Raw genomic sequence first — 25,099 nt, forward strand, 5'->3', positions numbered from 1 at the left:
GTCATCACTGAGGAGCAGCTGATTCTACCAATAGCTCGAGCTTGGCATTGCCGCTGCCAATAGTTGATTTGTCCAGATAATAGAGCCGCTCATAGTTAGAACCGGCAGTTGTTCGAAGAAACATATGCTGACTGTTTCCTACAATTTCTACCGCGTATAATTCTCTCATCGACATATCCACACGTTCTACTTCTTCATAGTTCAAATCATATATAATCATTTCATCCTTCAGATGATCTAATTGATATTCCTTAATATACATACTTAACGGGTTAAGATAATAATAGTTTTCATCAACATATAGTTTGCTAAGAACTGGGAGCTTTATTGGCAGTAAAGAGACATCTGTTCCTTCCAAATTAGAGCGATATTGATCCCATGATTTCTCGTCCTCAGGATCACCAGTGAAAATGTTAAAAACTAAGCTATCCTTTAACATGCCAGTAATATAGGCATTCCCTTCATATTCGCTATACATGATTTCGTTTTCACCTGAACTCAAATTATGCTTGATGGTGCGATACATATTTCTTCCGGATTCAACAGCATACAAATGATCGCCATATGCGATTAGATCAATAAAGTGTAGATCCGACAAATCAATTGTGTACAGTGTAGTCGGTTTTTGCTTAGGATTAGCTAGCGGTACAGAAAGAATAGATGGGTTTTCGGCATTTATCTCCTTCATCGGGTTTTTAGTAAAATAAATATGATTCCGATGTATAACGACAGTAGGCTTCGTATCAAATTGTCTAACCATTTTACGCCCAGTACCATCTTTGTTCATTCGAATTAGTTCATATTGATTCGTTCCAAATACGTCCTTTTCTGTTCGTTCACTTGTATGCAAAACATATAAATGATTATCGTAATAGGTAATCGTTCCTTGAAAATGTATAAAACTGTTGTTAATATACGCATTGCAGTTTTGCGGAATGCTGTCTTCCTTATCTGGAGAACAGTCATTACTTGGGTTGTTATCTAATAAAACAGGCTCCATCGAATGCTTGTCCATATAGTATAAATACGAACCGTTAATAAAATAATAGCCATCCTCGGACTCCGTAATCCCTTGTCCTTGGCCCTGTTGATGCCAATAATATTGATAATCTGTTCCGTGATTGTATTGTGTTGGGTTTTCTATTATTAATTCATTATTTTTGGCTGTACATCCTGTTGTCAGGACGATCATACAGGCGAATATCATGATAGATTTTAATTTTAGCTTCATATTCTATTCCCCCATAACTCATATATGAAAAGACTAACAGGAGAAAACGAGTTGTTTTCTCCTGCCAATAAAAAAATCATTGCTTAAGGTGTTGAAGTAGAGCCTGTCCATGTTTGTCCATTGTAGGACACGGAATGAGAAGCGGAGGCACGGACTGATTTAGGATTCACATGACTCGCGCTTGCAGTAAAGGATACACCGCTATTTGCGTTGCCGTTTCCACCTGTTACTGTGTAATAATCAGTTACCAATCCCCATGCATACGTATAAGATACACTAACACTAACAATGCCATTTGGTGCATGCGTGCCAGTGGTTCCTGTTGCAGATGATGAGCCCATCGAAATGCTTCCGCTTGTGTTATATCCGGCAACTCCTCCACTGATTGAAGAAGGAGCGGCACTAACGGATACTGCAAGCAGCATTGCTAGACTAAGAGATAGCATGGATGAAACGAATAATTTCTTCGATTTCTTCATTGAATTCACCTCCAATCTCAGCTTGTTTGATAGTACATAAGTGTTATGTACTATCAAAATATACCATTTAAAGGTTTTGATGTAAAGTATTGTAAATTATTTGAGTGATTAAATTTTATAGTAGGGTATTATCATTTTTGTAGGTGTCTGAGAACTCTGAGGTCAGCAAATGCTACTGAATGCTCGTTCCATTCAAGTTCTGCTTTCTATTAAATAAATTAACTTTTTTGCCAATTTCCTACAACCCTATGAAATATAGTTCATTTGGGGAAAGAGAGAAACAAAAAACTCTTGCAGGGGACGCTTGTACTAGCGGCTCCAATGCAAGAGTTTTTTGGCTCATCATGCTATGGGGTTAGATATGAGCTGAAACATGGTTTGTGATGGCAGCTAGCTCAAGAGTTGGCGGCCCTTGATACAACTACTGCACATCTGTGAGTTAGCTTCTTCATAACACAGCTTATTCATTCCAGCACGATGTAAACAAGAGCAGCAGCGCACCATTCATTGTTCACAATACGAGTTGACGTGCATGAAAGACATAGCGTTATCATGAAGGAGGTGAGTGCCTCACACCTGATATTGAGAATCATTATCACAATAATAGCATAGCTTTTTATGAATAGCAAGGGAAGGCTGGAACATTTAACAAGCTAACACGTAGAAATTGAACAACTAGAACAGACAGGGGATGTGGAAAACATGGAAAAGCAGCTTGAGGTTCAGCTCGAGGAGGCAGGCTATAAAACTGACGAGGTTTCAATACGCGATATTTTCTTCAGCGTCGAAAAGGGAAAGCTGGTCGGGCTAATTGGACCGAATGGAGCTGGAAAAAGCACGACGATCAAATCAATCATGTCGCTAACGCCGTATCGAAAAGGAGAAGTAAAGCTAGGGACAGAAGGCAACAATGGCACTTACGCATATGTGCCAGAGCAGCCAGTCTATTATGATTATTTCACGCTTTGGGAGCATTTATGGCTTGCCGCTTCTGTGAACGGGATTGATAAGCAACAGTTTGAACAGCGTGCTGATCGCTTGCTGGAAAAGTTCAAGCTGACGGAGCAAAAGCATCATTACCCGAGCAGCTTTTCCAAAGGGATGCAGCAGAAGCTGATGCTGATTATCGCATTTATGCTGGAGCCGGATCTGTACATTGTAGACGAGCCGTTTATTGGCTTGGACCCGCAGGCTACACTTGATTTCATCAGTTTGCTGAATGAAGCGCGCTCTGGTGGTGCAGCGGTGCTAATGAGCACGCATGTACTGGATAGTGCTGAGCGTTTGTGCGATACCTTTATCTGTCTGCACAAAGGTACAATTGTCGCGGCAGGCAATATAGAGCAGCTGCGTGAACAAGCAGGGCTTACCGAAGATCATACGTTATTTGACTGCTTCCATGTGTTTACGACTGAAGCTGTGGATGTGATCGAATGCTAACGCCCGCCAAGCTGTTTTGGATTCGCTTGAAGCAGCATTATGTGTACATAGGAAAGTCTCTGCGTACGACGACGGATTGGACCGTATGGCTGTATATTATTGTTCCAGCACTATTTATTTTTTCTGGCTTATACATTGAGTTGTGGACGAAGCTGCCGAACTGGTCATACTCCTTGCGGTGGGACTTCATATTAATTGCTATGTTCAGCTTCATTTTTAGCGCTCAGGTGCATATTGGAGTGGATGAAGCAGACCGTCTCGTTCTTCTTCAGCATCGAAGCTGGATGATTCGGTTGAAGCGATATGGCTATATGTACAGTGCACTAATTATGATGATACGACTATTGCTGGTGTTTTTGCTGCTGTTGCCATTTTTGCTCGGTACATCTGCTATTCAGCAAACGGACATGCTGTTGCTGCTTCTCTATAGCGCAGTGGCTGGTTTCTTGCTGCTGACGTTGAATCACTATTTCGTACAAGCTGGTAAATGGCGGCGCAAATTAGTACGAGCCCTTCAGCGGTCCATGCTGCTTGGAGCTGTCTATGTGCTTCCCGTATATGGTTACATCGCACTGTTTTGGGGCCAGACCTATATGCTCGCAGTTTTTGCTGCGTTATTGATTCTAACACTACTTATGCTCTATCGCTATATGACTACTCCCTTTCATTATCCGCAGCAGCTGCAGGAGGAACAGTCCAAGCGTGCTGGATTTACTGGAATTCTGCTGAGCCAGGTAGAGGAGAAACGAGCATCGAAGCGCTTGAAGCGCCCGTGGGTATTTCGTTCATCTCAGCGCTTATTCAAGTCATCACATGCTGCTGCTGTAATAACGGAGCTGCGCGTAAAGGCGCTGCTGCGATCGTTGCCCCTGCTTCAAGTTTGGCTGCTGATGCTTGCAGCAGGAAGCTATGCGATCATCCTGGTTGGTGGCTCTGGCGGATGGGTAGTAGTAGCGGGACTTTTAATTCTAAAGCGAACGTGGCTTAAGCTGCAATGGGAGCAATGGGTGAGCAGCGAATATCTAGCATTATATGTGAAGAATCAGAGTGGTGCGTATAAGCTTTCTCAGCATGTGCTAACCGTGCCTGATCTTCTTGTCTGGATTATCGTTGCCCTCATCTGCAGTTTATAATTCAGCTCGGATTAGGAAGCGTATGGCAGTAAGATCACAAAATATAGGAGATTTCAAGTGCAAAACAACAAAAAATAAGAGGTATAAAAAGTTTTTAGAAGTAACATCTAATATCTTTATGTGGTTTATAGCTCCGGACGTATTGCGGTTTATTTCCAATCTATGTTACATATGAAGAGGAAAGGAAAATTGCAATAATTCTATTGATGGGGGAGCTAATGATGGAGAGAGAACTTGCATTGGAGATCGTTCGTGTTACGGAAATGGCTGCACTTGCTTCTGCGCCTTGGATGGGTCGTGGAGATAAAAACAGCGCAGACGGCGCTGCGACTACCGCGATGAGAAAGATGTTCGATTCGGTATCCATACACGGTACAGTAGTCATTGGTGAAGGAGAAATGGACGAAGCACCGATGCTGTTCATAGGAGAAGAGGTCGGTAGCTTTCAAGGACCAGAAGTAGATGTTGCAGTTGATCCTCTGGAAGGCACAGAGATCGTGGCCAAAGGCTTAAACAATGCGCTTTCAGTTATTGCGGTAGCCGATCGCGGTCAATTGCTTCATGCGCCAGATATGTATATGGAAAAGCTGGCATACGGTCCTGAGCTGGTTGGAAAAGTCAGCATTACAGATCCGATGGAGATTACGCTGCAAAAGGCTGCCTCCGCGCTTAACAAAAAGGTATCTGATCTAACAGTTATGATTCTGGATCGAGCACGACATGAATCCTTGAATAAAATTCTTCGCAAAACAGGCGTACGTATTAAATTTCTTCCAGATGGCGATGTAGCTGGTGCGATGGCTCCTGCATTCCCTGAAACAGGGATCGATCTATATGTCGGTTCTGGCGGTGCGCCTGAGGGTGTACTTGCCGCGGCTGCGTTGAAATGTCTGGGCGGTGAAATTCAAGGTCGCTTGATGCCGGCAGATGCAACAGAGTACGAGCGTTGCATTGCTATGGGCATATCAGATCCTTACCGCGTGCTGACGATGGATGATATGGTTGGAACGAAGGATGTTATTTTTGCGGCAACTGGCGTAACGCCTGGTGAATTTCTAGGCGGCGTACGTTATTTGGGCGATCAACGCGCGGAGACAGATTCGATTGTCATGCGTGCGAAAACAAAAACGATTCGTTATATCAAAACATCACATTACTTGCCGAATAAACCGCTTGTTTCTGCAGCTCAACCAGCTGCGGTTCAGTCTGCGGCAATCGAGCATCTGCTATAGCATGTAACAGACTAATTATGATAAGGCAAACTCCCCTTCGTCATCGTGGCAGAAGGGGAGTTTGCGTAATGTCGGATCGAAGCAATTATTGAATTCGTTTCAACGGTTTGTCGGCTGGTCCATCGAGCACTTCTCCTAGATAAGAGAAACGTGAGCCGTGACATGGACAGTCCCAAGACAAATCTCCGCTATTCCATTCGACCTCGCACCCCATATGCGTGCAGGTCGTATCGACAATATGCAGCTGTCCTTCATGATCGCGATAAGCCCCAGCTCGTTTACCATCTACCGATACGACTGAGCCTTGACCAGCCTCCAGCTCTTCTGGCTGCCTAGTAACAGCTTCCAGCTTGCCTTTGACCATATGCTTGACCATATTGCCCGCATAAGTGAGGAAGGTTTTTACTGTCGGATCAGCATAGAATCGTTTCGGGCTAAACAGCTCCTCGTAAGGAGATTGCTCACCGCTTATCGTCTTGTCCAGCAATAGTGCGGCAAGCGTTCCTGTCGTCATCCCCCATTTTTTATAACCGGAAGCTACATAGAGCTTTGGATTATGGTCAGTGGCACCTATAAACGGCAGCTTGTCTAGCGTCGTATAATCTTGAGCAGACCAGCGATACATGATCTTTTCGATACCAAAGGCTTGTTCCGCGAATTGTTCTACCGCTTCATAGTGCTTGATGGTGCATATGCCTTGTCCAGTTGGGTGGTTTTCACCGCCAGCGATCACGTATTCTTCTCCGTCAATCGTAACCGAACGAAGGGAGCGCTTCGGATCATCAATGCCAAGATACATGCCTCCTGGATAAGGCTGCTTCGGCTTGAAGCAGATGGCGTAGGAGCGTTCTGAATACATTCTGGCGAAGAAAAATTGCTGGTCATCATAGAATGGAAAGTGAGAGCAGCTGACGATATGCTCGCTTTCAATTTTTTTGCCTTCCTTAGTTATTACATACGAGGGTTTATCTACTGTAGCAGCTGTTGTGTGCTCGTAAACCTTAACCCCTTGTTGAATGGCAAGATCAAGCAGCTTCACTAAGTACTGCACTGGGTTAAACTGAGCCTGCTTCGGCATCTTAAGCCCCGCTCGAACGGTAAAAGGAAGGGGAGAGCTGTCGGTTAATTCGCCGTCAATGCCAAGTGCTTCATAAGCGCTATATTCCTGCTTCAGCTTTGGGATTTCGTCTACCGATTTTGTATACAGCCATGCATCCTGCTCCTTATAATCACACTCAATCGAGTGTTCATCAATCAGCTGCTTGACGAAATGCAAGGCTTCCTTATTGGCTTCATAGTATTGCTTGGTTCGTTCCTTGCCAAAATGAGAGATAAACTCATCATAAATAACGTCGTGCTGACACGTTATTTTTGCAGTAGTATGGCCCGTTGTTCCGCTTAGAACCTCGCCAGCCTCGATTATAATGACTGATTTGCCGCGCTTAGCAAGTAAATAAGCAAGTGTAATGCCTGTTATTCCGGCACCGACGATTACAACATCGGACTTGGTATCCTCTTTTAAAGAAGGAAACTGAGGAAGTTCGGCAGAGTTAAGCCAATAGGATTGTGGAAATTGTGGAAGATTCATCACTGGAGCACCTTTCTTTGCTTTTTTTGTTAGCATTATCCTCCGTGTGTTCATTTATGTATGATAATAAGGGATAAAAGTAGATGCCGCCGTATATGATAAGTGCGTTGCACAACATAATAAAGGTGGTAAAAGCATGAAAAAAGTAAAAGATATGATGACGACGGACCCATTAACAGTTACACCACAAGATAACATCTATGAAATTGCAGTGCTTATGGCGAAGCATGAGGTAGGGTTTATACCGGTCGTAGATGAGCAGGATCGTACGAAGCTGATCGGTGTCGTAACGGACCGAGATCTTGTTAGACGCGGCTATGCTCAGAAGAAACCAGGCTCTACTGCGGTGACGGAGGTTATGAGCGATCAATTGATTACGGTTTCACCTGAGGAGCTCGCTGATGAAGCAACGGATTTAATGGCCCATTATCAGGTGCGCCGCTTGCCAGTTGTAGAACAAGGAAAGCTGGTTGGTGTTGTAGCACTTGGAGACATGGCATTGAAAAATACTTCGGATGCCACTCATGCGCTTCATGATATTTCAAAACATGAGCAGCAGTATTTGCAATAGCCAGATGATTCATTAGCCCATGTATCAATTAACAATCAGATACATGCTTTATCATCAACTAAAAAGCAGCCGGTCCTCGTGACCGGCTGCTTCATTCATTTGTGTTTATTTAATTTGCTTTAAGCTTCGTTGCAGCCACAATGATGACGGTGCTTTTTGTGAACTTGACCACGAATTTCGCCTCTTGGATGCTCTGTTGTATGAACATTAACGTAGATTTTGCCCTTAAGAATAAGCTTAAGAAGCTTGATAAGGGAATGACCGCGTAGTGGGCCTACAAGGTCGCTGCTGCGAAGAACGCCAAACACTTTACCTCTTGAAACAGATATTCCAGGAGTTGTTGGACCATACAGTGTTGCAACAACTGGGCCTACCTGACCTCTTCTGCCGAGATGTAGATCGATTTTTCTTAAGCTCTCAATGTCACGTATTTTAACCAGGTAAGCAAGCTTTAGATGGTTGTTATGACGTTTGAATTTCAATAGAGCAAGACCTCTTGCATCAGTTTCTACAGATGGCACCTCATGAGAACCTCTTAATTTAGCTTTGAATAACCACTTACTCAATGAAACCACTCCTTTATTTGGAAGATACGTTAATGTATTCAATCCAAAGAAAGGAGCGTGTATGCAAGTCTATTTCTATGAAAATTAGGTTAATCAACGCGACAAGCTAGATTCAATAGTTAGAATTATTTGTAATAAGAAGTGGTCAAGGGAACAAACACTTGTCCACCCTTTTTCACGTCTCCCGAAACATAAATACTGTCTACACCGCCGATATCGACCTCTATCGTCATTAATCCGTCATCAGGAGCAATGCTTGCTACTCGCTTCAATATAATATTCTTGTCAGAGTCTTTTATTGTGAGCTGCTGAATCGGCTCGTTGATCGCTGCAATTTGCAGACTTAAGGTTTGATACTGTCCTTTTGGAAACAGCATGAAGCCAGAAGGACGGTCAGGCAGGCCATCATCGTAGAATACTTCTTTATAATCCTTGCCTTTGTAAACGGTACTATCCGGGTCCTTCGTATGATAGACGCTGTTAAATTGACTCGTAATCGCAACGCCTTCGATCCTTTCACCGAGGTGCACCGTGTCTGTTTTGCTGTCATAATTCACAGCAACACCTAGTACATCGGACACAGCGCGGACTGGAAGATAGGTTGTATGATTGTAAGTGATCGGCAGTACAGGATTGCCGTTGCTGTCTTGAAGCTTGGATGGATTGCCGTCTACTTTTAGGGAAATTCCGGCATTCAGATATGCCTTTATTTCCTGAAGCTTCGTTGCTCCATATGCACCTGTAGCCATACTTGCAATGATAGTACCTATAAGAACAGTGGCGAACATTTTTTTCTTCAAGCTTGCTTCACTCCTTACGATAGATAGTCCCCTTGCTTGGTCTAATCATAACATATAACCCCGATTTCCTATTTTTTATGAGAAAATTCTCGCAATTCATAAACGGTTATTTTAATAGATATAGCTTGAATATTAGCTTGTCGAAGAAACTCGATCAGTCTATGTTCAAAAAAAGGTTGCGAATGACATATGGATTGTGTATATTGTATATAAAGTATATAGAGTATATATACAATATTTCGTTGGGTGAGGATCATGCATGCAAATTATTATCTCGAATCATTCGAATGAACCGATCTATGAGCAAATTTACAGCCAAATAAAAAAGCAGATACTGATGAATGAGCTGCAGCCGGGTCAAGCACTTCCTTCCATGCGTCAATTGGCGAAGGAGCTTGATATTAGCGTAATTACAACGAAGCGGGCTTATGAGGAGCTGGAGCGGAATGGGTTTATATATTCTGTTGTCGGTAAGGGCTCCTTTGTCTCAGAGCAAAACAATGAAATGATTAAGGAAAGAAAAATGAAGGTGATTGAAGAGCAACTGCTGGCCGCTGTTCAGAATAGTAAGGAAATTGGACTGAGCTTAAGCGAGTGCCTGGAGCTGCTAGCGCTGCTGTATAAGGAGGAAGCATGATGGTAAACGTCATAGAGCTGAATAACGTTAATAAATCATTTGAAAGGTTTCAGATAAAGGATCTTTCCATGTCTGTCAAAAAAGGCTTCGTAACCGGTTTTATCGGAGGAAATGGCGTGGGAAAATCTACGACAATTAAAATGATGATGAATTTGCTTCAGCCTGATTCCGGAACGATCTCATTGTTCGGGTTGGATTATGCAAAGCATGAAAAGGAGATTAAGCAGCGTATCGGCTTCGTATATGATGAGAATGTGTTTTATGAGCAGCTGACGCTGGCGGAGATGAAGCAAATTATTAAGTCTGCTTATAAGAAGTGGGATGATCAGCTATTCCATCATTACGTGCAGCTGTTCGAGCTGCCACTAAAGCAAAAGATCAAGTCGTTTTCAAAAGGAATGATGATGAAGGCATCTTTAACGATGGCGCTGTCGCATCATGCAGAACTGATTATTATGGATGAGCCTACGTCAGGACTGGATCCAATATTTCGCAGAGAGCTGCTTGACATCTTGCACGATATTATGGAGGACGGAGATAAAACGATCTTCTTTTCTACACATATTACGACGGATCTGGATCGTATCGCCGACTATATCGCATTTATTCACAACGGCAAGCTTATGTTTACGAAGGAATTGACTCAGATTGAAGAGGAGTACGCAATTGTAAAGGGCGGAGTGGAGCTATTGGATCGAGACACTGAGAAGGAGTTTATCTCCATACGTAGATCCAATCATGGCTTTGAGGCGTTAACAGCCAACAAAGCGCGCGTAGTCCAGACATTTGGAGATATGGTATTGATGGAGAAGGCTACACTGGAGGACATCATGTTCTACACAAAGAAAGGAGCTGGGTCGGTTGCTTCATTTAATTGTTAAGGATATTGTGTTGCAAAGAAATACATTTTTCATTTTACTGCCACTTTTGGTCGTCTATATGCTATTGAATTCACCTTCCCTCTTTATTGGCATTATATTTTGCATCGCCTTTACGATGCAAGCTTTTGCAGCAGACGAGAAGTCGCAAATTCATTTATTGCTTAATTCATTGCCCTATACGAAAAAAGAAATCGTTAGCGCGAAATATCTGGGAGCATTGGTCATTACGATAATTATCGCACTTACAGTGGTGCTGGGACATCTCATCATACACGGCGAGCTTTTCTCATGGAAAGAGCTATTGCTTATGCTGTACTTGGTGATGCTGTACGTTTCCTTTAGCTTTCCGGTATCCTATAAATTCAAAAGCAGCTACCTAATGATTGCTTTTTTTGCAGCATTTGCAGCCTATCTTGTCGTCATCAATCTGTTCGTTCCAAATTTGAATGATCTGATTAGAGAACTGGTAGGCAAGCTGCTTGCGATGCAGGCAGGTCAACTTTACACGATGGCTGGCTGTATTGTGTTTGGGGTGTATGTGCTGTCATGGCTGTTATCCTTGCGTATTTATTATAAGAAAGCAGCGTAATCTTTTTGGGAAATTGGCGTAATATGGACAAATGACAGGCAGAAGGGGTATTGTGATATAAAGTGAACATAAAGGAGCGAACTCGCAGTGAAACGAACCCTAACACTAGCAGCACACGTAGTGCTTGCAGGCGTACTGCTGACTGGCTGTGGAACAAATGCAATGAATCAAAATCATAATGAAGTCGATCATGATCACGGCCATCATATTACGTCAAGCGCAGATATTCAAGAAAGCACATCGTCCGGAGCGATACTGCCTTCCTTTTTGGATGGAGCTTCAGAAAAGACAATTGTAGCCTATCAAGCAGCTGCACTGCTGCCTGAAGCCTTGAAGCAAGTACCCTGCTATTGCGGCTGCAGTGAAATAGGACATAAAAACAATTTCAACTGCTTTATTGCCGAGATGAGGGAAGATGAAGTGATATGGGATGACCACGGAACACGTTGCGGCATTTGTGTCGATACCGCATTAACAACTGCAAGTCTTGTGAAGCAAGGCTACGAGCCAGATGAAATTCGCAGCATCATCGAAGAGATGTATGGAGAAGGCTTTGGTGAACCTACACCGTTATCCTAGCCTGAACAACATGAATGGCTAATTCGAAAGCTATGGTAAGGAGTTGAAGATATGGAGACGACTAATCGTAAGCCGACAATCTTAAAGCAGTCTTGGGTCCATTACCTTGGTGCTTATGCAATTATTCACCTGTTTTTTATTATTTTTGATCGATTCCCTCCAAAATTTAGAGAGGGAACCCTGTTTACTCGTCTTGCTGAATCACAATGGTTTACCGAGAGGTTTGCACTATATGAAACGCCTGAATTCAATTTGCTTACCGTGCTTCTCTTTGTTATTTTTTTTCTGTCTGCAATGATGAGTGTTATACAATCAAAACGTGAAAAATAAACGATTAAAGCCGGCATGGATAGCTTTCTGTTATCCTATGCCGGCTTAGGCTTGTTCTATCTGCTGTATTTTAGATTGTAATGGACTGTCCGGGAGCCAGCTCGTGTCCTTGCTGATGTTGCTTTTCCAACTGAGCAACGAAGGTTTCACCGCTTTGTTTAATTGGCGGAAATGTATTGAAGTGTATCGGAATAATGTGTTCAGCGCCAGTCCATTGTGCAGCCAGCAACGCTTCATCTGGTCCCATCGTAAAATGATCTCCAATTGGTACGGCTGCAATATCAATTTTATGTAGCTCGCCAATTAATTTAATGTCGGAAAATAACGCAGTGTCCCCCATATGATACAGGACCTTATCTCCCATCGAGACGATCACACCTTGAGCTTGTCCAGCATAATGTGCAACACCATCAACCTCATATGATGAGCTGTGGAAGGCTTGAGTGAATTTCACAGATACCCCATCACCAAGCTGATATCTGCCTCCGGTATTTACTCCGATCGTTTGAGCGCCGGACAGACCTACTAATGAAGCGAGCTCAACTACTGCAACAACCGGGCATTCATTGGAAAGTGCGATAGAGGCCGCATCACTGGAATGATCCTGATGACCGTGCGTTAGCACAACAGCATCGACTTGAATCTCTTCTGGCTTCAACGGCGCAACAGGGTTCCCGCTAAGAAAAGGATCGATAATGATTCGTTTTCCCGAGCCCTCCACCAATAAACAGGCATGACCTAAAAACGTGATTTTCATAGAAGATGAACTCCTTTCAATACGATTGAGATAGCCTTGCCGCCTTTAAGTATATCATGCAGGTGAACCTAAATAACAATTCTCGATACGCAAAAACAGGCATGTAAAAGAGAAAATTTTTGCTTTATTGAATCAGTGGTCGAAAATACACGTATCTATGAAAGCGCTTTACTATCAAGGGCTATAGGCGATTTGTAAATAATTAAATTCATTTGTGGCAACAATACGACTGACAAAATGTCATTTTCCTTTTGTTGCTTGATATTAAGGGAATGGATTAGGATGTAAACGTATCAAATACGATATTCCATTTGAAAATTAGGAGGTATGGAAATGGAGCAGCAGAATGGCGTTCGTGTTGCCGTTCAGAAGTTCGGTCGTTTCTTAAGCGGTATGGTCATGCCCAATATCGGCGCATTTATTGCGTGGGGGCTGTTAACCGCTTTATTTATTCCAACAGGATGGTGGCCGAATGAGAGTTTGGCAGAGCTTGTTGGTCCAACCCTTAAATATCTATTACCGCTACTTATCGGTTATACAGGCGGTACGATGGTTCACAAACAACGCGGTGGCGTAATTGGGGCATTAATGACGATGGGTGTTATCATTGGTGCTGAAATCCCAATGCTGCTAGGCGCAATGGTGTGTGGTCCGTTGGCAGCATGGATCTTGAAAAAATTTGACGCGCTGATTGAAGGCAAAATTAAATCAGGTTTTGAAATGCTCGTTAATAACTTCTCGCTAGGTATCATTGGGGGAATTTTAACGATCGTCTCTTACTTAGGAATCGGTCCGCTGATTGAGAAAATAACAGCAGTTTTAACAACAGGTGTTGAATTCTTAGTCAACCATAATCTTATACCGCTTGCCAATATCATTATTGAGCCGGCGAAAATTTTATTTTTGAACAATGCGATCAACCATGGGGTGCTTGGTCCAATCGGACTGAATGAAGCCTCTCAGCTCGGTCAATCGATTCTATTCTTGCTTGAATCGAATCCAGGTCCTGGTTTGGGCATACTGCTTGCTTATATGATTGTGGGTCGCGGTTCTGCGCGAAACACAGCACCAGGTGCGGTGTTGATTCATGCTGTCGGTGGTATTCATGAGATCTACTTCCCGTATGTCCTGATGAATCCGAAGCTGATCGTATCGGTTATTGCTGGTGGTGTAGCGGGTACATTTACATTTTCTATACTAGGTGCTGGCTTGGTGGCAACGCCTTCACCGGGTAGTATTGTTGCCTTGATTGCAATGGCGCCAAAAGGCGGCTTGTTCCCAGTGCTTGCCGGCTTCATTGTTGCAACGGTAGTATCCTTTGTGATTTCCGTTCTTCTGTTGAAAACAACAAAGGACAAGGCGGAGGAAGAGGATCTGGAAGCTGCAGCTGAAAAAATGAAGGAAATGAAGGCTGCAGGAAAGATTGAAACGGCACAACACTCCAATCCATCATCTAACGCTAACGCGGTTCAACAGGCTGCTGACATCATTGAGCAGGGTGCTGGAAAAACGGCTGAGGATGTGCACAAAATCGTATTTGCTTGTGATGCCGGAATGGGCTCAAGCGCAATGGGCGCTTCGATTCTACGCAAGAAAATGAAGGCGGCAGGGTCTGATATTACAGTTACGAATACGGCGATCAGTGACATTCCTAATGATGCGGATATCGTCATTACACATAAAACGTTAACTGACCGTGCGAAACAAAAGCAGCCTGAAGCCGAGCATATTTCAATCGACAACTTCCTTAAAGCTCCTGAATATGATCAGCTCATCGAACGCTTAACCAAATAAGTTATGTTTTTTACTAGGCCACTCTTGCTGAAGGACTTTCCTGCAGCAAGGTGGTCATTCTATGGATAGGCGGGTAATAAGATGAATATGTCCAATCGCACTCGTCAGATCATTGAAATTCTGTTGCAGGCAGAAGGTGAACTAACGGTTGGTGAGATTGCCCAGCAGATTGATGTTAGCGCGAGAACGATCCATCGGGAATTAACGAATGTCGAACAATACTTAACAGCATTTCATATGGAGCTAATCCGAAAATCTGGTTCTGGCATTAAGCTAAGCGGCAGCCCAGAGCAGCAGAAGGCGCTGGTGGAAAGCCTGTCGTCCATAAAGGAAGTGGACTATACCGCTGAGGATCGACAGCTGCTTATCTTGTGTTTACTGCTGACGGCAGATGAACCAATCAAGCTTTTCGCGCTGGGCTACGATCTTAAGGTTGCGGTCTCGACGATCACAAATGATTTGAACATGCTTGAAAAGTGGGTCAAGAAATGGCGTGTCATGCTCGTTCGAAAAAGAGGTCTTGGCGTCGTATTATCTGGCACCGAAACACAGCTAAGAGAGTTGATCCGTCAGCTTATCAAGCTGCGTCTAGATCCAACAGAGCTCATTACCGATCCTCTTCGATTAGAGGAGCATCCGCTGTATCAACGATTGTTTCAGCTTGCTGGCAAGTCCATCATGTCTGATGTTGAGAGCACCTTGTGGCTATGGGAGGAGCAGTGGGAAAGCCACTTAAGTGAAGAGGCGTATACCGACCTGTTGCTTAGATTGTCAATTGCCATAAACAGAATACGGTCTCGGCGAAGCATTCAACAAGGGGAATGGAAGAAGCTTAGGTTTCGCCATGACCTTCATGAGTCTACAACCGAGCTATTAATTGAGCTGCTGTCAAAGCATTTTGCTATTGAATTTACGAATGAAGAAAAAACATACATTTATTTCATTATTGCGAAGGTTCATGAGGAGTATTTGCAATCATTGCTTGGTGATGATCTGATGCTTACACAGGCAATCGGGCAAATCACGCAAGAGGTAGAACGCACGTTCAAGGTTGATTTTAGTGAGGATCGATCGTTGCGCGACGGGTTGTTTCATCATATGAAGGTGTCGCTGCAGCGACTTAGCGACGGGCATGTGATACGAAACCCATTGCTGGAGCATATTATGAAGGATTATGACGAGCTGTTTGCTACGGTACGAACGGCAGCAGCCAGACATTTGCCCAATATTGATATTCCAAATGAGGAGATTGGCTTCATCGTCACTCATTTTGGCGCTGCACTGGAGCGCTCGAAGCAGCTCCAGCCTGATGTGCATGCGATATTGGTATGCAGCACGGGAATCGGATCATCCAAGCTGCTGCAGGTGCGGCTGCAAAAGGAATTTCCTCAAATACGCATTGTAGATCGTGTCTCATGGTATGAGGCTTCTCGTATACCGAAGGAACGGTACGACATGATCATATCGACGATTGATCTGCCGATCAATCCATCCTCTTATTTGAAGGTTAGTCCCTTAATAACACAGGAGGATGCCGATCACCTGTTAGCCTATATTCGAACTACTGCTATTGCAAGCAAGCCTTATGCGGATGCTGACGAACTCCATGCCAATTCTGCTCATAGTGCAGAAGCCGAGCTTGACCAGCTTATGAGCCATAAAATAACGCTTGATCAAATTCTGTGGATACTAGAGCAATTTGAGGTTGTTCAGCTTGAGGCGGAATATGAGAATTTACCTTCAGTACTGGAGGCTGCCTGTTTTGATGTGCAGCAGAAGGAGCTGATCGTAGAGCCTGATCTGGTCAAGCAACGCTTGCTTGATCGAGAAAAAAAAGGAACACAGATGATCCCGGGCACGAATCTAGCATTGTTCCATACTCGCAGTACTTCGATACTTACCTCTTCCTTGACGCTGTATCGACTGAGCAAGCCTATCGAGGTCGATAAGCAGCAGCAGAGCCGCCTGGATCAGTTCCTGTTAATGCTGGCGCCACAAAGCCTTCCGTGGGAAAGCCTTGAGGTTCTAAGTGAAATTAGCGCTTTGCTGCTTGAGGACGAGTTGATTGAGCTGCTGCATCGCGGAGAAGAGCAGTCAATTAGGCATTATCTAACGACAAAACTGCACGCATTTTATAAAACTAAACAAAAAGGTGAGTGACATCAGATGAGTATACTATCAACGGATAAAGTGAAATTGAATGTTAAGGCTAGCGACAAATTCGAAGCGATCCGCATCGCAGGCGAGCTGCTTGTGCAAGCTGGACACGCAGAAGCGGATTATGTGGAAAGCATGATTGAGCGCGAACAGGTTCTGTCTACTTATATGGGCGGTGGCCTTGCGATTCCGCACGGTACGAATGAAGCCAAAGGCAAAATTAAAAGCACTGGTCTATCCATCGTACAAATTCCTGATGGTGTAGCGTTTGGTGATGGAGATACCGCTTATGTAGTCATCGGCATTGCAGCAGTAGGTGATGACCATATGGATATTCTGACGAGTGTGGCAATGGTATGCTCAGATGAAGAAAATCTGGATCGGATTGTGAAAGCAGAAACGCCTCAACAACTAATCGATATTTTTGAAAGCGAGATGGAATAATATGATCGCTTTGCATTTTGGAGCAGGGAACATCGGGCGCGGATTTATTGGCTTGCTGCTATCTGAGGCTGGGTACGATGTCATATTCTCTGATGTGAATCAAGAGCTTGTCCAAGAGCTGCAAAAGCGTGGTGAATATACCGTAACGCTTGCCAATGAAACCCACGATCAAGTTGTTGTAACTGGCGTTTCGGCAATAGATGGAACAGATCTTGAGCAGGTAGCCAGCACAGTTGCCAAGGCGGAGCTTGTCACAACAGCAGTAGGCGTAAACATATTAAAGCATATCGCCAAAGGTATTGCGCAAGGCATTGAGCAGCGTATTGCGGCAGGAGCAGCGCCGTTACATGTAATCGCATGTGAAAATGCGATCGGCGGCAGCTCGCAGCTGAAAGCGCATGTGCTGGAGCATTTGTCAGACGAAGCGAAGGCCAAGCTGGATCAATTTGCTGCGTTTCCTGACGCCGCGGTTGACCGCATCGTGCCGATCCAGCACCATGAGGACCGTCTAGCCGTAACGGTTGAGCCTTTCCATGAATGGGTTGTTGATGAATCGAAGATGCTTAAGGGCTATCGCGTCATTGAAGGCGTTCATTATGTGCAGGAGCTGCAGCCGTACATTGAGCGCAAGCTGTTTACGGTAAATACCGGTCATGCATCCGCAGCGTATATTGGCAATCTGCTTGGCTATGAAACGATTCAGCAAGCGATGGCTGACGAGCAGGTTGTAGATCAAGTAAGGGCGGCACTCGCTGAATCTGGTGGTGCATTGATTGCGCGATATCAGTTCGATGAGGCAGAGCATCAGCGCTATATCGATACGATTATTGAGCGTTTTCGCAATACGGAGCTGACAGACGAAATTTCACGTGTCGGTCGTTCTCCGCTGCGCAAGCTTTCTCCGAATGATCGCTTGGTTCGCCCTGCATTGCTCGCTTATGAGGCGGGGATTGAGCCGAAGCAGCTGGCAAAGGTTATGGCAGCAGCATTGCGCTTTGATGTGAAGGATGATCCTGAATCTGTTGAGCTGCAGCAGCTAATGCAGCAGGCAGGTGTCAGCGAGACGGTTGCAAAGGTTACTTCGCTGGAGGCAGACCATCCTATTCATCGTATGGTAGTAGCAAGCTACGAGGCCGCTTCTGCAAAATAAGCGAAGTGGACGGAGGAGGAAGAGAAATCATGACTCAATACTTAACAGGTGTGGCAGCATCTCCGGGTATAGCGATCGCTAAAGCATTCAAATTTGCTAGTGTGAATTATAGTCCGATAAAAGAATCGATCACGGATATTGAAGCAGAGACAGACCGTTTTCGTCAGGCTGTAGAAAAAGCCAAGCAAGAGATTGAAGCCATTCGTCAGATGACAGAAGAGAAGCTAGGGGCGCAAAAGGCTGAAATATTTGAAGCGCATTTGTTTTTGCTAATGGACCCTGACTTGATTGATAATACGATTGATAAAATTGCAGATGAGCAGATTAATGCAGAATATGCGCTGCATGAGATTACGGTTGCCATAGTTGAAATGCTGCAGGAAATGGATAATGAAATGCTGCGCGAGCGAGCAGCAGACGTGAAGGATGTGTCAGGCCGTGTTATGGCGCATCTGACAGGCAAGCCTTATGCAACGCTTAGCGGTATTTCGGAAGAAACGATTATTGTAGCTAACGATCTGACGCCATCGGACACGGCTCAGCTTGATCTTCAATATGTACGCGGCTTTGTTACCGAAATTGGAAGCCGCACCTCGCATTCCGCGATTATGGCGCGCTCCTTGGAGCTGCCGGCTGTCGTTGGCGCTCAGGCATTTCTTGATCGCGTTACGGACGGTGCGATCATCATTATGGATGCGAACGAAGGGAAAGTCATTATCGACCCAAGTGAGCAGGAGCTTGCAGCGTATCAGGAGAAGAAAATTCGCTATGAAGAGCGCAAAGCGCAGCTGAAGAAGCTTGCTACACAAGCGTCAGTATCAGCAGATGGCGTGCATGTCGAGCTTGCTGCCAATATTGGAAGCGTAGAGGATGTGGCCAAGGTGCTTGAGAATGGTGCCGACGGCGTAGGACTTTTCCGTACAGAATTTATCTATATGGGTCGTAAAAGCTTCCCGACAGAGGAAGAGCAGGTTCAGATTTATAAGCATGTGCTAGAGAAGCTGGACGGCAAGCGTGTCGTCATTCGTACACTCGACATTGGCGGCGATAAGGAGCTAGACTACCTGGAGCTGCCGAAGGAAAGCAATCCGTTCTTGGGCTTGCGAGCGCTTCGCTTCTGCTTAACGCGTGAGGATGTATTCCGCACGCAGCTTCGTGCGCTATTGCGTGCAAGTACAGCAGGCAAGCTGAACATCATGTTCCCGATGATTGCTGTCCTAAGCGAGCTTCGCGAAGCGAAGCGTATACTGGAAGAGGAAAGAGCAAAGCTGATCGCAGAGGGAATAGCTGTATCCGACGATATCGAGGTAGGCATGATGATCGAGATTCCTGCAGCTGCGCTTAATGCGGATGCATTTGCCAAGGAAGTGGATTTCTTCAGCATCGGCACGAACGATCTCATTCAGTACACGATGGCAGCTGATCGCATGAATGAATCGGTCTCCTATCTGTACCAGCCTTATCATCCGAGTATATTGCGTCTTGTTCAGATGGTGATCTCGGCAGCTAAGCGTGCTGGCAAGTGGAGCGGCATGTGCGGCGAGATGGCTGGCGATCAGATCGCGATTCCGCTGCTGCTAGGGCTTGGGCTAGATGAGTTCAGCATGAGCGCAAGCTCCGTTCTCCCTGCACGCGAGCAAATTAGTCGGCTGTCACAGGCAGAGTGGAAGTCGATTGCTGAAGAAGCGTTGCAATTAGGCACACAGGAAGAAGTAAAACAATTAGTCGAACAAAGGAGTGCTTCCCGATGATATCACAAACGTATACGATTATTCACCCGCAAGGCTTTCATGCGCGTCCAACGAAAATTTTCGTTCAAGCGGCATCTCAGTATCCATGCAAAGTAAGTTTGACCAAAGGCGAGAAAAAAGTGAATGGCAAGAGCTCGTTGAGCCTGCTGACGTTAGGTCTGGCTCAAGGCGATGAGGTGCTTCTAGAGGTTGATGGCGAGCGCGAGGAAGAAGCGCTAAAGGAGCTTGGCGGTCTGCTGACGCAAATTTTTGAAGAATAGCTAACATTATTTCTATGGCGAATAAGGCCGGTTGTGGAGGGAAAGCCTCCATAATCGGCCTTATGTGTTTTCTTTTCCATAACATTACAAATCATTCATTTACAAAATATCCATGAATTCTATGAATTGTGTTAACACTATGTATCTAAACTTCAATTGTAAATAACGAATTGGAGGGATCGTTTAATGACAATTAAAAAAGCAGGTAAAAAAGCAGTGCTTTGGCTTTCAACTCTTGCCTTAGCGGTTGGTTTAGCAGTTCCACAGACCTCTGCAGAGGAGACGAGTGGAGGTCAAGTCAAAAATGTAATTATATTAATCCCGGATGGCATGAGTGTTGGTGCTACGACACTGACGCGCTGGTATCAAGGAGGAGAGCCGTTAGCGCTTGATGAGATGGCTTCAGGCCTCGTACGTACATATTCTGCTGATGCGCCGATTGCAGACTCTGCACCAGCTGGTACAGCATTTGCGACAGGACACAAAAGCCATACAGGATTCGTAGGTGTTCTGCCTGATGAATATACAATGCCCGGCCTTCCTATTATTGCTGAAGAGGATCGCCGCAAGCCTGTTGCTTCCGTGTTGGAGGCAGCTAGACTTGCTGGCAAATCAACAGGAATTATTTCAACGTCAGAGGTGATGCATGCGACCCCTGCGGATTTCACAGCACATTATCCTGGTCGCAGCAATTATGATGCGCTTAGTGAGCAGCAGGTGTATGCTAACCTGGATGTTGTTCTAGGTTCTGGTTACCAGTATCTGCAGCCGGATGCTCGCAAGGATAAAGAGGATTTAATCCAGGTTCTAAAGGATCGTGGCTACGATTATGTAACTACACCGGCAGCAATGCGCGGATCGACAAGCGACAAGCTATGGGGATTGTTTGCTCCTGCTGCTCTGGATTACGATATGGATCGTGATCCATCAAAACAGCCAAGCATTGCAGAAATGACGGCTAAGGCGCTTGACGTTCTATCACGTAATGAAGAGGGCTTCTTCCTTATGGTTGAAGGCTCCAAGATTGATTGGGCAGCTCATGCCAATGATCCAATCGGTATTATTAGTGATGTAGCTGCGTTCGATAAAGCTGTAGGAGTTGCACTCGATTATGCGAAGAAGCACCAAGATACAGCGGTTATCTCCGTAACGGACCACGGCAATGGCGGCATAACGATTGGGAATGCTGCGACGTCTAGCAATTATGATAAGCTGCCGTTGTCCTATTTTATTGATCCGCTAAAGAAAGCTTCTTTAACGGGTGAAGGGGTAGCGAGAAAGTTCAATGAAGATTTTTCCAATGTGAATGAGGTTATGGCACAATATTACGGCATTACAGATCTAACAGATGAAGAGGTGGCTGCGATTAAGAGCACGCCATCGCGCTCTATGAACTACACGGTTGGGCCAATGATCTCTAAGCGTTCAGGCATTGGCTGGACAACTGGCGGTCACACAGGAGAGGATGTTGTACTGTACTCATGGTCACCAGATGGAGATAATCTGACTGGCGTCGTTGAAAATACAGATGTAGCCTTCTATATGGCGCGCAAGCTTGGCGTTGATCTTAATGAAGCTTCCAAAAAGCTGTTTGTATCGGCACGTGAAGCTTTTGAGCAAAAAGGTGCAGAAGTATCGTGGAATAATAAGGATCTGTACAATCCTATCGTTGTGATTACGAAAGGAAACGATACGCTGGAGCTGCCAATCTACAAAAGCATCGCGATCTTAAATGGCAAGGAGCATCAGCTGGATGGGGTTGTCGTGTTTAACGGAGAAAAAACGTACGTTCCGCAATCTGCTGTTGATCTGCTTCCATAACGTTATAACGTTAAGAATAGTGTGATCTTTTTTATGCCGTAGTGAAAGAGAACGAGCTGGTGCCGGGAATGAACCGAGGCCAGCTCGTTTTGCTAATAATCTTTTTAAAAGAGTAGCGCTTGCATATTTTTTCATTTGACAAATATTGCGTCAAAAAAACAGAATTGTTTAATTTTTGAAGTAAAACCTATACTTTCTTATGTTACTCTTTTGCAGCATTCATTTAAACTGGAATGAGCACCAATGATAGTAGATTATCCTTTTTTTGTGTTAGTTAAAATTATTATCTATATAATGCTTTAAATGGGGGTCGATTCTTTACTAAAAATTTTATATATACTATGACGTGACTAAAATAATCAGCGTTTGATTGGATTCCTTAGAATAATACTACAATATTAATTCCTATTCAAAGAATAAGCATGTAATTTGAACAACTTATTCATAAAATCCATCCTCCAAGAAAAAGAATAACTCCAATACTCTACATAAAGTTACATGTATTCCATCCAAGTCAATTTCACACATAAGTCTGTTTAGAACTTTGATAATAACAAAAGCTAGAAAGATATATAATTATCCTCTTTATTGATTACAGCAGCTACATAGGTAAGTTTTTTACGGTGGTCTTTAGACTATATTTTATTTACATTATTTTATTTTTGTATTTAATTGTTAATTGTTCGTGTTAATGTCTCGACAATAGTCGTCGATGGAGGCATGATTTAAAACTAGTTTCAGTATTAGACCTATGATTAGGAAGGATGAGATTGTAGTGAATGAACAAAACGCTGTAGCAGTAAAAGAATTCGACGATTCTTTTTATCGTGTTTTGATCGCATTTTTCAGAGAGTACACCGGTGATAATCTAGCAGAAACTATGATGAATCCAAGTAGAGAGCATATATTGGATTCAGAATTTAAGGAAATTGGAATCAACTCCATCGCATTCGTAAAAATGATTATAGCTCTTGAAAATGAGTTTAACATAGAATTTGGTGACATGGGTTTGGATGTAGAAAACTTTTCGTCATTAAGACAGTTAAGAGAGTATACGGAGAGAATGGTGTATGAATCGAGGGCTAACAATGGCTAGATACCCTAAGCTGTATTGATGGAAGGTGTTTTTTTGAGAGAATTGCGCAAGTCTTCATATGCTAGTGTACGGCGATTATTCCCATATCTGAAGCCTTACCGCTTTTGGGTTATGGTCCGGTTATTGAGCACAGTACTTAATGCAGTTAATGATATTTATTTAGTTTACTTGCTCAATCAATTGGTTGATTTTTCTCTGACTGGAGATAAGGATCAGTTACTGAAAACAATTTCCTTAATGGGGTGTTTTGTTGTTTTTGGCATAATAGCTAATCTCTTAGAGTCTTACTCTTCTGGTCGTTTTAGTGCGTATACGGTTCGAGATATGAAAGATAAACTAAGTGATCATATGAATCGTTTACCTGTTTCTTATTTGGAAACTCATCATTCGGGTGATTTAGTGTCCAGGATGACAAACGGGATGAATTCCATACATGATTTCTTGAAAAATGATCTTGTAGGCATACTCTTTCATTTTATTCGCCTTATTCTATGTGTAATTGTCATGCTGTTTTTAAATTGGCAGCTGACTCTCTATATTATGATCATTCTTCCAATCATGTTCATATTAACGAATATAGTGAATCGTCCATTAATAAAGTATTCCTCTAAACTTCAGCAAAGTATAGCTGCTACTTATTCGATTGTACAGGATACTCTAAATGGCATACATGTTATTCGTCCATACAATCTTATAAGAGCAATTGAGAAAAAATTTGATGCCGTTCTTCATCGTTTATTCACCGATTCATTAGCTGTTGAGAAGAAGAAGGCAATGACAGGTGCAGTGAACGTATTGGCTAAGACGTGGCCGTTCCTCATCTTCTTTCTTATCGGTGGATATTTCGTTATATATGGTGATTTTACGGCCGGTGGTTTAGTTGCTTTTGCGCAACTGATAAATTTTCTTGTTCAAAGTTTAGGGGCTTTGCCTGGCCACATTAATAAATTTAGTATTGCTGCTGGTGTAACAGACCATCTATATGAAGTGCTTGACGAGCCAACGGAACGCACAAACGGGAGTGACTACACAATTTCTAAAACAGCACCTGCTCTTGAGTTTAGAGACGTTACTTTCTCGTATGATGGCAATACCAAGATACTGGATAACATTAGCTTTGCGTTACCGCAGGGGAAGACGATTGCTATAGTTGGACCAAGTGGATCAGGTAAATCAACAATTTTTAAATTGCTCACAGGCTTCTATGAAGTTCAAGAGGGAGATATTAAATTATTTGACCATTCGTTATCAAGCTGGAAATTATCATCTTCTCGGAAATTAATGTCTTTTGTATCGCAGGAAACGTTCTTATTTCCTAACTCTATTGAGGAAAATATTGCATGCGGAAAAACGGATTACAGCATGGATGAGGTGTATAGAGCAGCGAAGATTGCAAATATTGACCAAGCAATAGAATCCATGCCTGATGGCTATCAAACGCTTGTAGGAGAACGTGGTGGAAAGCTATCTGGAGGACAAAAGCAAAGGATATCTATTGCACGTGCAATTATGAACAATGCACCTATTTTTTTGTTAGATGAAGCAACGTCAGCTTTGGATACCGAATCAGAAGCATTGATTCAGGAGTCCATCCATAAAATCTCGTTAGAGAAGTCAGTATTAATTATTGCTCACCGACTTTCTACCGTTGTGGAAGCAGATGAAATCATCGTACTAGACAAAGGGAAGATCGCTGAGAGGGGTAATCATAAACAGTTATTGGAAAAGAAAGGTGCTTATTTTCAATTGTTTAAGAAAGAACTTCTTGGAGAAGACGACGATTTATTGCAGTTGAGAGGGGAAGTGCCATAAT

The 25,099-nt window shown here is 43.7% G+C and carries 24 protein-coding genes; 18 read left to right on the forward strand and 6 right to left on the reverse strand.

The window, feature by feature from the left end:
- Positions 1-4: 4 nt before the first annotated feature.
- The gene (locus ACFP56_RS14345) at positions 5-1,231 is read right to left on the reverse strand and encodes a hypothetical protein (RefSeq protein ID WP_379235652.1); all 1,227 of its coding nucleotides are present in this window, start codon (positions 1,229-1,231) and stop codon (positions 5-7) included.
- A gap of 83 nt (positions 1,232-1,314) precedes the next feature.
- Complete coding sequence (locus tag ACFP56_RS14350; protein WP_379235654.1) at positions 1,315-1,710, reverse strand: hypothetical protein; 396 nt, start codon at positions 1,708-1,710, stop codon at positions 1,315-1,317.
- Positions 1,711-2,412: 702 nt separating this feature from the next.
- On the opposite strand from ACFP56_RS14350, the gene ACFP56_RS14355 reads away from it, so the two are divergent.
- From ACFP56_RS14355 to glpX, 3 genes are all read left to right on the forward strand, one after another.
- Positions 2,413-3,150: an ABC transporter ATP-binding protein gene (locus ACFP56_RS14355; RefSeq protein ID WP_379235656.1), complete on the forward strand. Its 738-nt coding sequence runs from the start codon at positions 2,413-2,415 to the stop codon at positions 3,148-3,150.
- The gene (locus ACFP56_RS14360; RefSeq protein ID WP_379235658.1) at positions 3,144-4,283 is read left to right on the forward strand and encodes an ABC transporter permease; all 1,140 of its coding nucleotides are present in this window, start codon (positions 3,144-3,146) and stop codon (positions 4,281-4,283) included. Before ACFP56_RS14355 ends, ACFP56_RS14360 begins: the two co-directional genes overlap by 7 nt.
- A gap of 221 nt (positions 4,284-4,504) precedes the next feature.
- A complete protein-coding gene (gene glpX, locus ACFP56_RS14365) occupies positions 4,505-5,515 on the forward strand; it encodes a class II fructose-bisphosphatase (protein ID WP_379235909.1) in 1,011 nt (336 codons plus the stop codon).
- An 85-nt stretch (positions 5,516-5,600) separates the two neighbouring features.
- On the opposite strand, the gene ACFP56_RS14370 is transcribed toward glpX, so the two are convergent.
- The gene (locus ACFP56_RS14370; protein WP_379235660.1) at positions 5,601-7,103 is read right to left on the reverse strand and encodes an FAD-dependent oxidoreductase; all 1,503 of its coding nucleotides are present in this window, start codon (positions 7,101-7,103) and stop codon (positions 5,601-5,603) included.
- Positions 7,104-7,239: 136 nt separating this feature from the next.
- On the opposite strand from ACFP56_RS14370, the gene ACFP56_RS14375 reads away from it, so the two are divergent.
- Complete coding sequence (locus ACFP56_RS14375) at positions 7,240-7,674, forward strand: CBS domain-containing protein (protein ID WP_379235662.1); 435 nt, start codon at positions 7,240-7,242, stop codon at positions 7,672-7,674.
- A gap of 119 nt (positions 7,675-7,793) precedes the next feature.
- Here the strand turns inward: ACFP56_RS14375 and ACFP56_RS14380 are convergent, their stop codons facing one another.
- Positions 7,794-8,240: a CHRD domain-containing protein gene (locus ACFP56_RS14380; RefSeq protein ID WP_379235664.1), complete on the reverse strand. Its 447-nt coding sequence runs from the start codon at positions 8,238-8,240 to the stop codon at positions 7,794-7,796.
- A gap of 125 nt (positions 8,241-8,365) precedes the next feature.
- Positions 8,366-9,040: a stalk domain-containing protein gene (locus ACFP56_RS14385; RefSeq protein WP_379235667.1), complete on the reverse strand. Its 675-nt coding sequence runs from the start codon at positions 9,038-9,040 to the stop codon at positions 8,366-8,368.
- 259 nt (positions 9,041-9,299) lie between these two features.
- Between ACFP56_RS14385 and ACFP56_RS14390 the strand changes: the two genes are divergently transcribed.
- From ACFP56_RS14390 to ACFP56_RS14410, 5 genes are all read left to right on the forward strand, one after another.
- Positions 9,300-9,677 (forward strand): GntR family transcriptional regulator, encoded by a 378-nt coding sequence (locus ACFP56_RS14390; RefSeq protein ID WP_379235669.1) that lies wholly within the window; start codon positions 9,300-9,302, stop codon positions 9,675-9,677.
- Complete coding sequence (locus ACFP56_RS14395; protein WP_379235671.1) at positions 9,677-10,558, forward strand: ABC transporter ATP-binding protein; 882 nt, start codon at positions 9,677-9,679, stop codon at positions 10,556-10,558. Before ACFP56_RS14390 ends, ACFP56_RS14395 begins: the two co-directional genes overlap by 1 nt.
- Positions 10,539-11,147 (forward strand): ABC-2 transporter permease, encoded by a 609-nt coding sequence (locus tag ACFP56_RS14400; RefSeq protein WP_379235674.1) that lies wholly within the window; start codon positions 10,539-10,541, stop codon positions 11,145-11,147. The genes ACFP56_RS14395 and ACFP56_RS14400 overlap by 20 nt, the downstream gene beginning before the upstream one ends.
- 87 nt (positions 11,148-11,234) lie before the next feature.
- On the forward strand, positions 11,235-11,726 hold the full coding sequence (locus tag ACFP56_RS14405; RefSeq protein WP_379235676.1) for a PCYCGC motif-containing (lipo)protein: 492 nt from the start codon (positions 11,235-11,237) through the stop codon (positions 11,724-11,726).
- A gap of 51 nt (positions 11,727-11,777) precedes the next feature.
- A complete protein-coding gene (locus tag ACFP56_RS14410) occupies positions 11,778-12,056 on the forward strand; it encodes a YfzA family protein (protein ID WP_379235678.1) in 279 nt (92 codons plus the stop codon).
- Positions 12,057-12,126: 70 nt separating this feature from the next.
- On the opposite strand, the gene ACFP56_RS14415 is transcribed toward ACFP56_RS14410, so the two are convergent.
- On the reverse strand, positions 12,127-12,813 hold the full coding sequence (locus tag ACFP56_RS14415) for a metal-dependent hydrolase (protein WP_379235680.1): 687 nt from the start codon (positions 12,811-12,813) through the stop codon (positions 12,127-12,129).
- 327 nt (positions 12,814-13,140) lie between these two features.
- Here ACFP56_RS14415 and ACFP56_RS14420 point away from each other — a divergent pair, with 327 nt between their 5' ends.
- The 9 genes from ACFP56_RS14420 to ACFP56_RS14460 all read left to right on the forward strand — a co-directional run bounded on the left by ACFP56_RS14420 (position 13,141) and on the right by ACFP56_RS14460 (position 25,098).
- Positions 13,141-14,607: a PTS mannitol transporter subunit IICB gene (locus ACFP56_RS14420; protein WP_379235682.1), complete on the forward strand. Its 1,467-nt coding sequence runs from the start codon at positions 13,141-13,143 to the stop codon at positions 14,605-14,607.
- A gap of 81 nt (positions 14,608-14,688) precedes the next feature.
- Positions 14,689-16,767: a BglG family transcription antiterminator gene (locus tag ACFP56_RS14425; RefSeq protein ID WP_379235683.1), complete on the forward strand. Its 2,079-nt coding sequence runs from the start codon at positions 14,689-14,691 to the stop codon at positions 16,765-16,767.
- Positions 16,768-16,773: 6 nt separating this feature from the next.
- Positions 16,774-17,208 (forward strand): PTS sugar transporter subunit IIA, encoded by a 435-nt coding sequence (locus ACFP56_RS14430; RefSeq protein WP_379235684.1) that lies wholly within the window; start codon positions 16,774-16,776, stop codon positions 17,206-17,208.
- A gap of 1 nt (position 17,209) precedes the next feature.
- A complete protein-coding gene (locus tag ACFP56_RS14435) occupies positions 17,210-18,358 on the forward strand; it encodes a mannitol-1-phosphate 5-dehydrogenase (RefSeq protein ID WP_379235686.1) in 1,149 nt (382 codons plus the stop codon).
- Between the two features lie 29 nt (positions 18,359-18,387).
- On the forward strand, positions 18,388-20,109 hold the full coding sequence (ptsP, locus tag ACFP56_RS14440; protein WP_379235688.1) for a phosphoenolpyruvate--protein phosphotransferase: 1,722 nt from the start codon (positions 18,388-18,390) through the stop codon (positions 20,107-20,109).
- On the forward strand, positions 20,106-20,369 hold the full coding sequence (locus tag ACFP56_RS14445; RefSeq protein WP_379235690.1) for an HPr family phosphocarrier protein: 264 nt from the start codon (positions 20,106-20,108) through the stop codon (positions 20,367-20,369). Before ptsP ends, ACFP56_RS14445 begins: the two co-directional genes overlap by 4 nt.
- 186 nt (positions 20,370-20,555) lie before the next feature.
- On the forward strand, positions 20,556-22,190 hold the full coding sequence (locus ACFP56_RS14450; protein WP_379235692.1) for an alkaline phosphatase: 1,635 nt from the start codon (positions 20,556-20,558) through the stop codon (positions 22,188-22,190).
- A gap of 775 nt (positions 22,191-22,965) precedes the next feature.
- On the forward strand, positions 22,966-23,286 hold the full coding sequence (locus tag ACFP56_RS14455) for an acyl carrier protein (RefSeq protein WP_379235695.1): 321 nt from the start codon (positions 22,966-22,968) through the stop codon (positions 23,284-23,286).
- A gap of 33 nt (positions 23,287-23,319) precedes the next feature.
- The gene (locus tag ACFP56_RS14460) at positions 23,320-25,098 is read left to right on the forward strand and encodes an ABC transporter ATP-binding protein (RefSeq protein WP_379235697.1); all 1,779 of its coding nucleotides are present in this window, start codon (positions 23,320-23,322) and stop codon (positions 25,096-25,098) included.
- Position 25,099 lies beyond the last annotated feature (1 nt).

Source organism: Paenibacillus septentrionalis (genome assembly GCF_042659865.1).
Classification (GTDB): Bacteria; Bacillota; Bacilli; order Paenibacillales; family Paenibacillaceae; genus Pristimantibacillus; species Pristimantibacillus septentrionalis.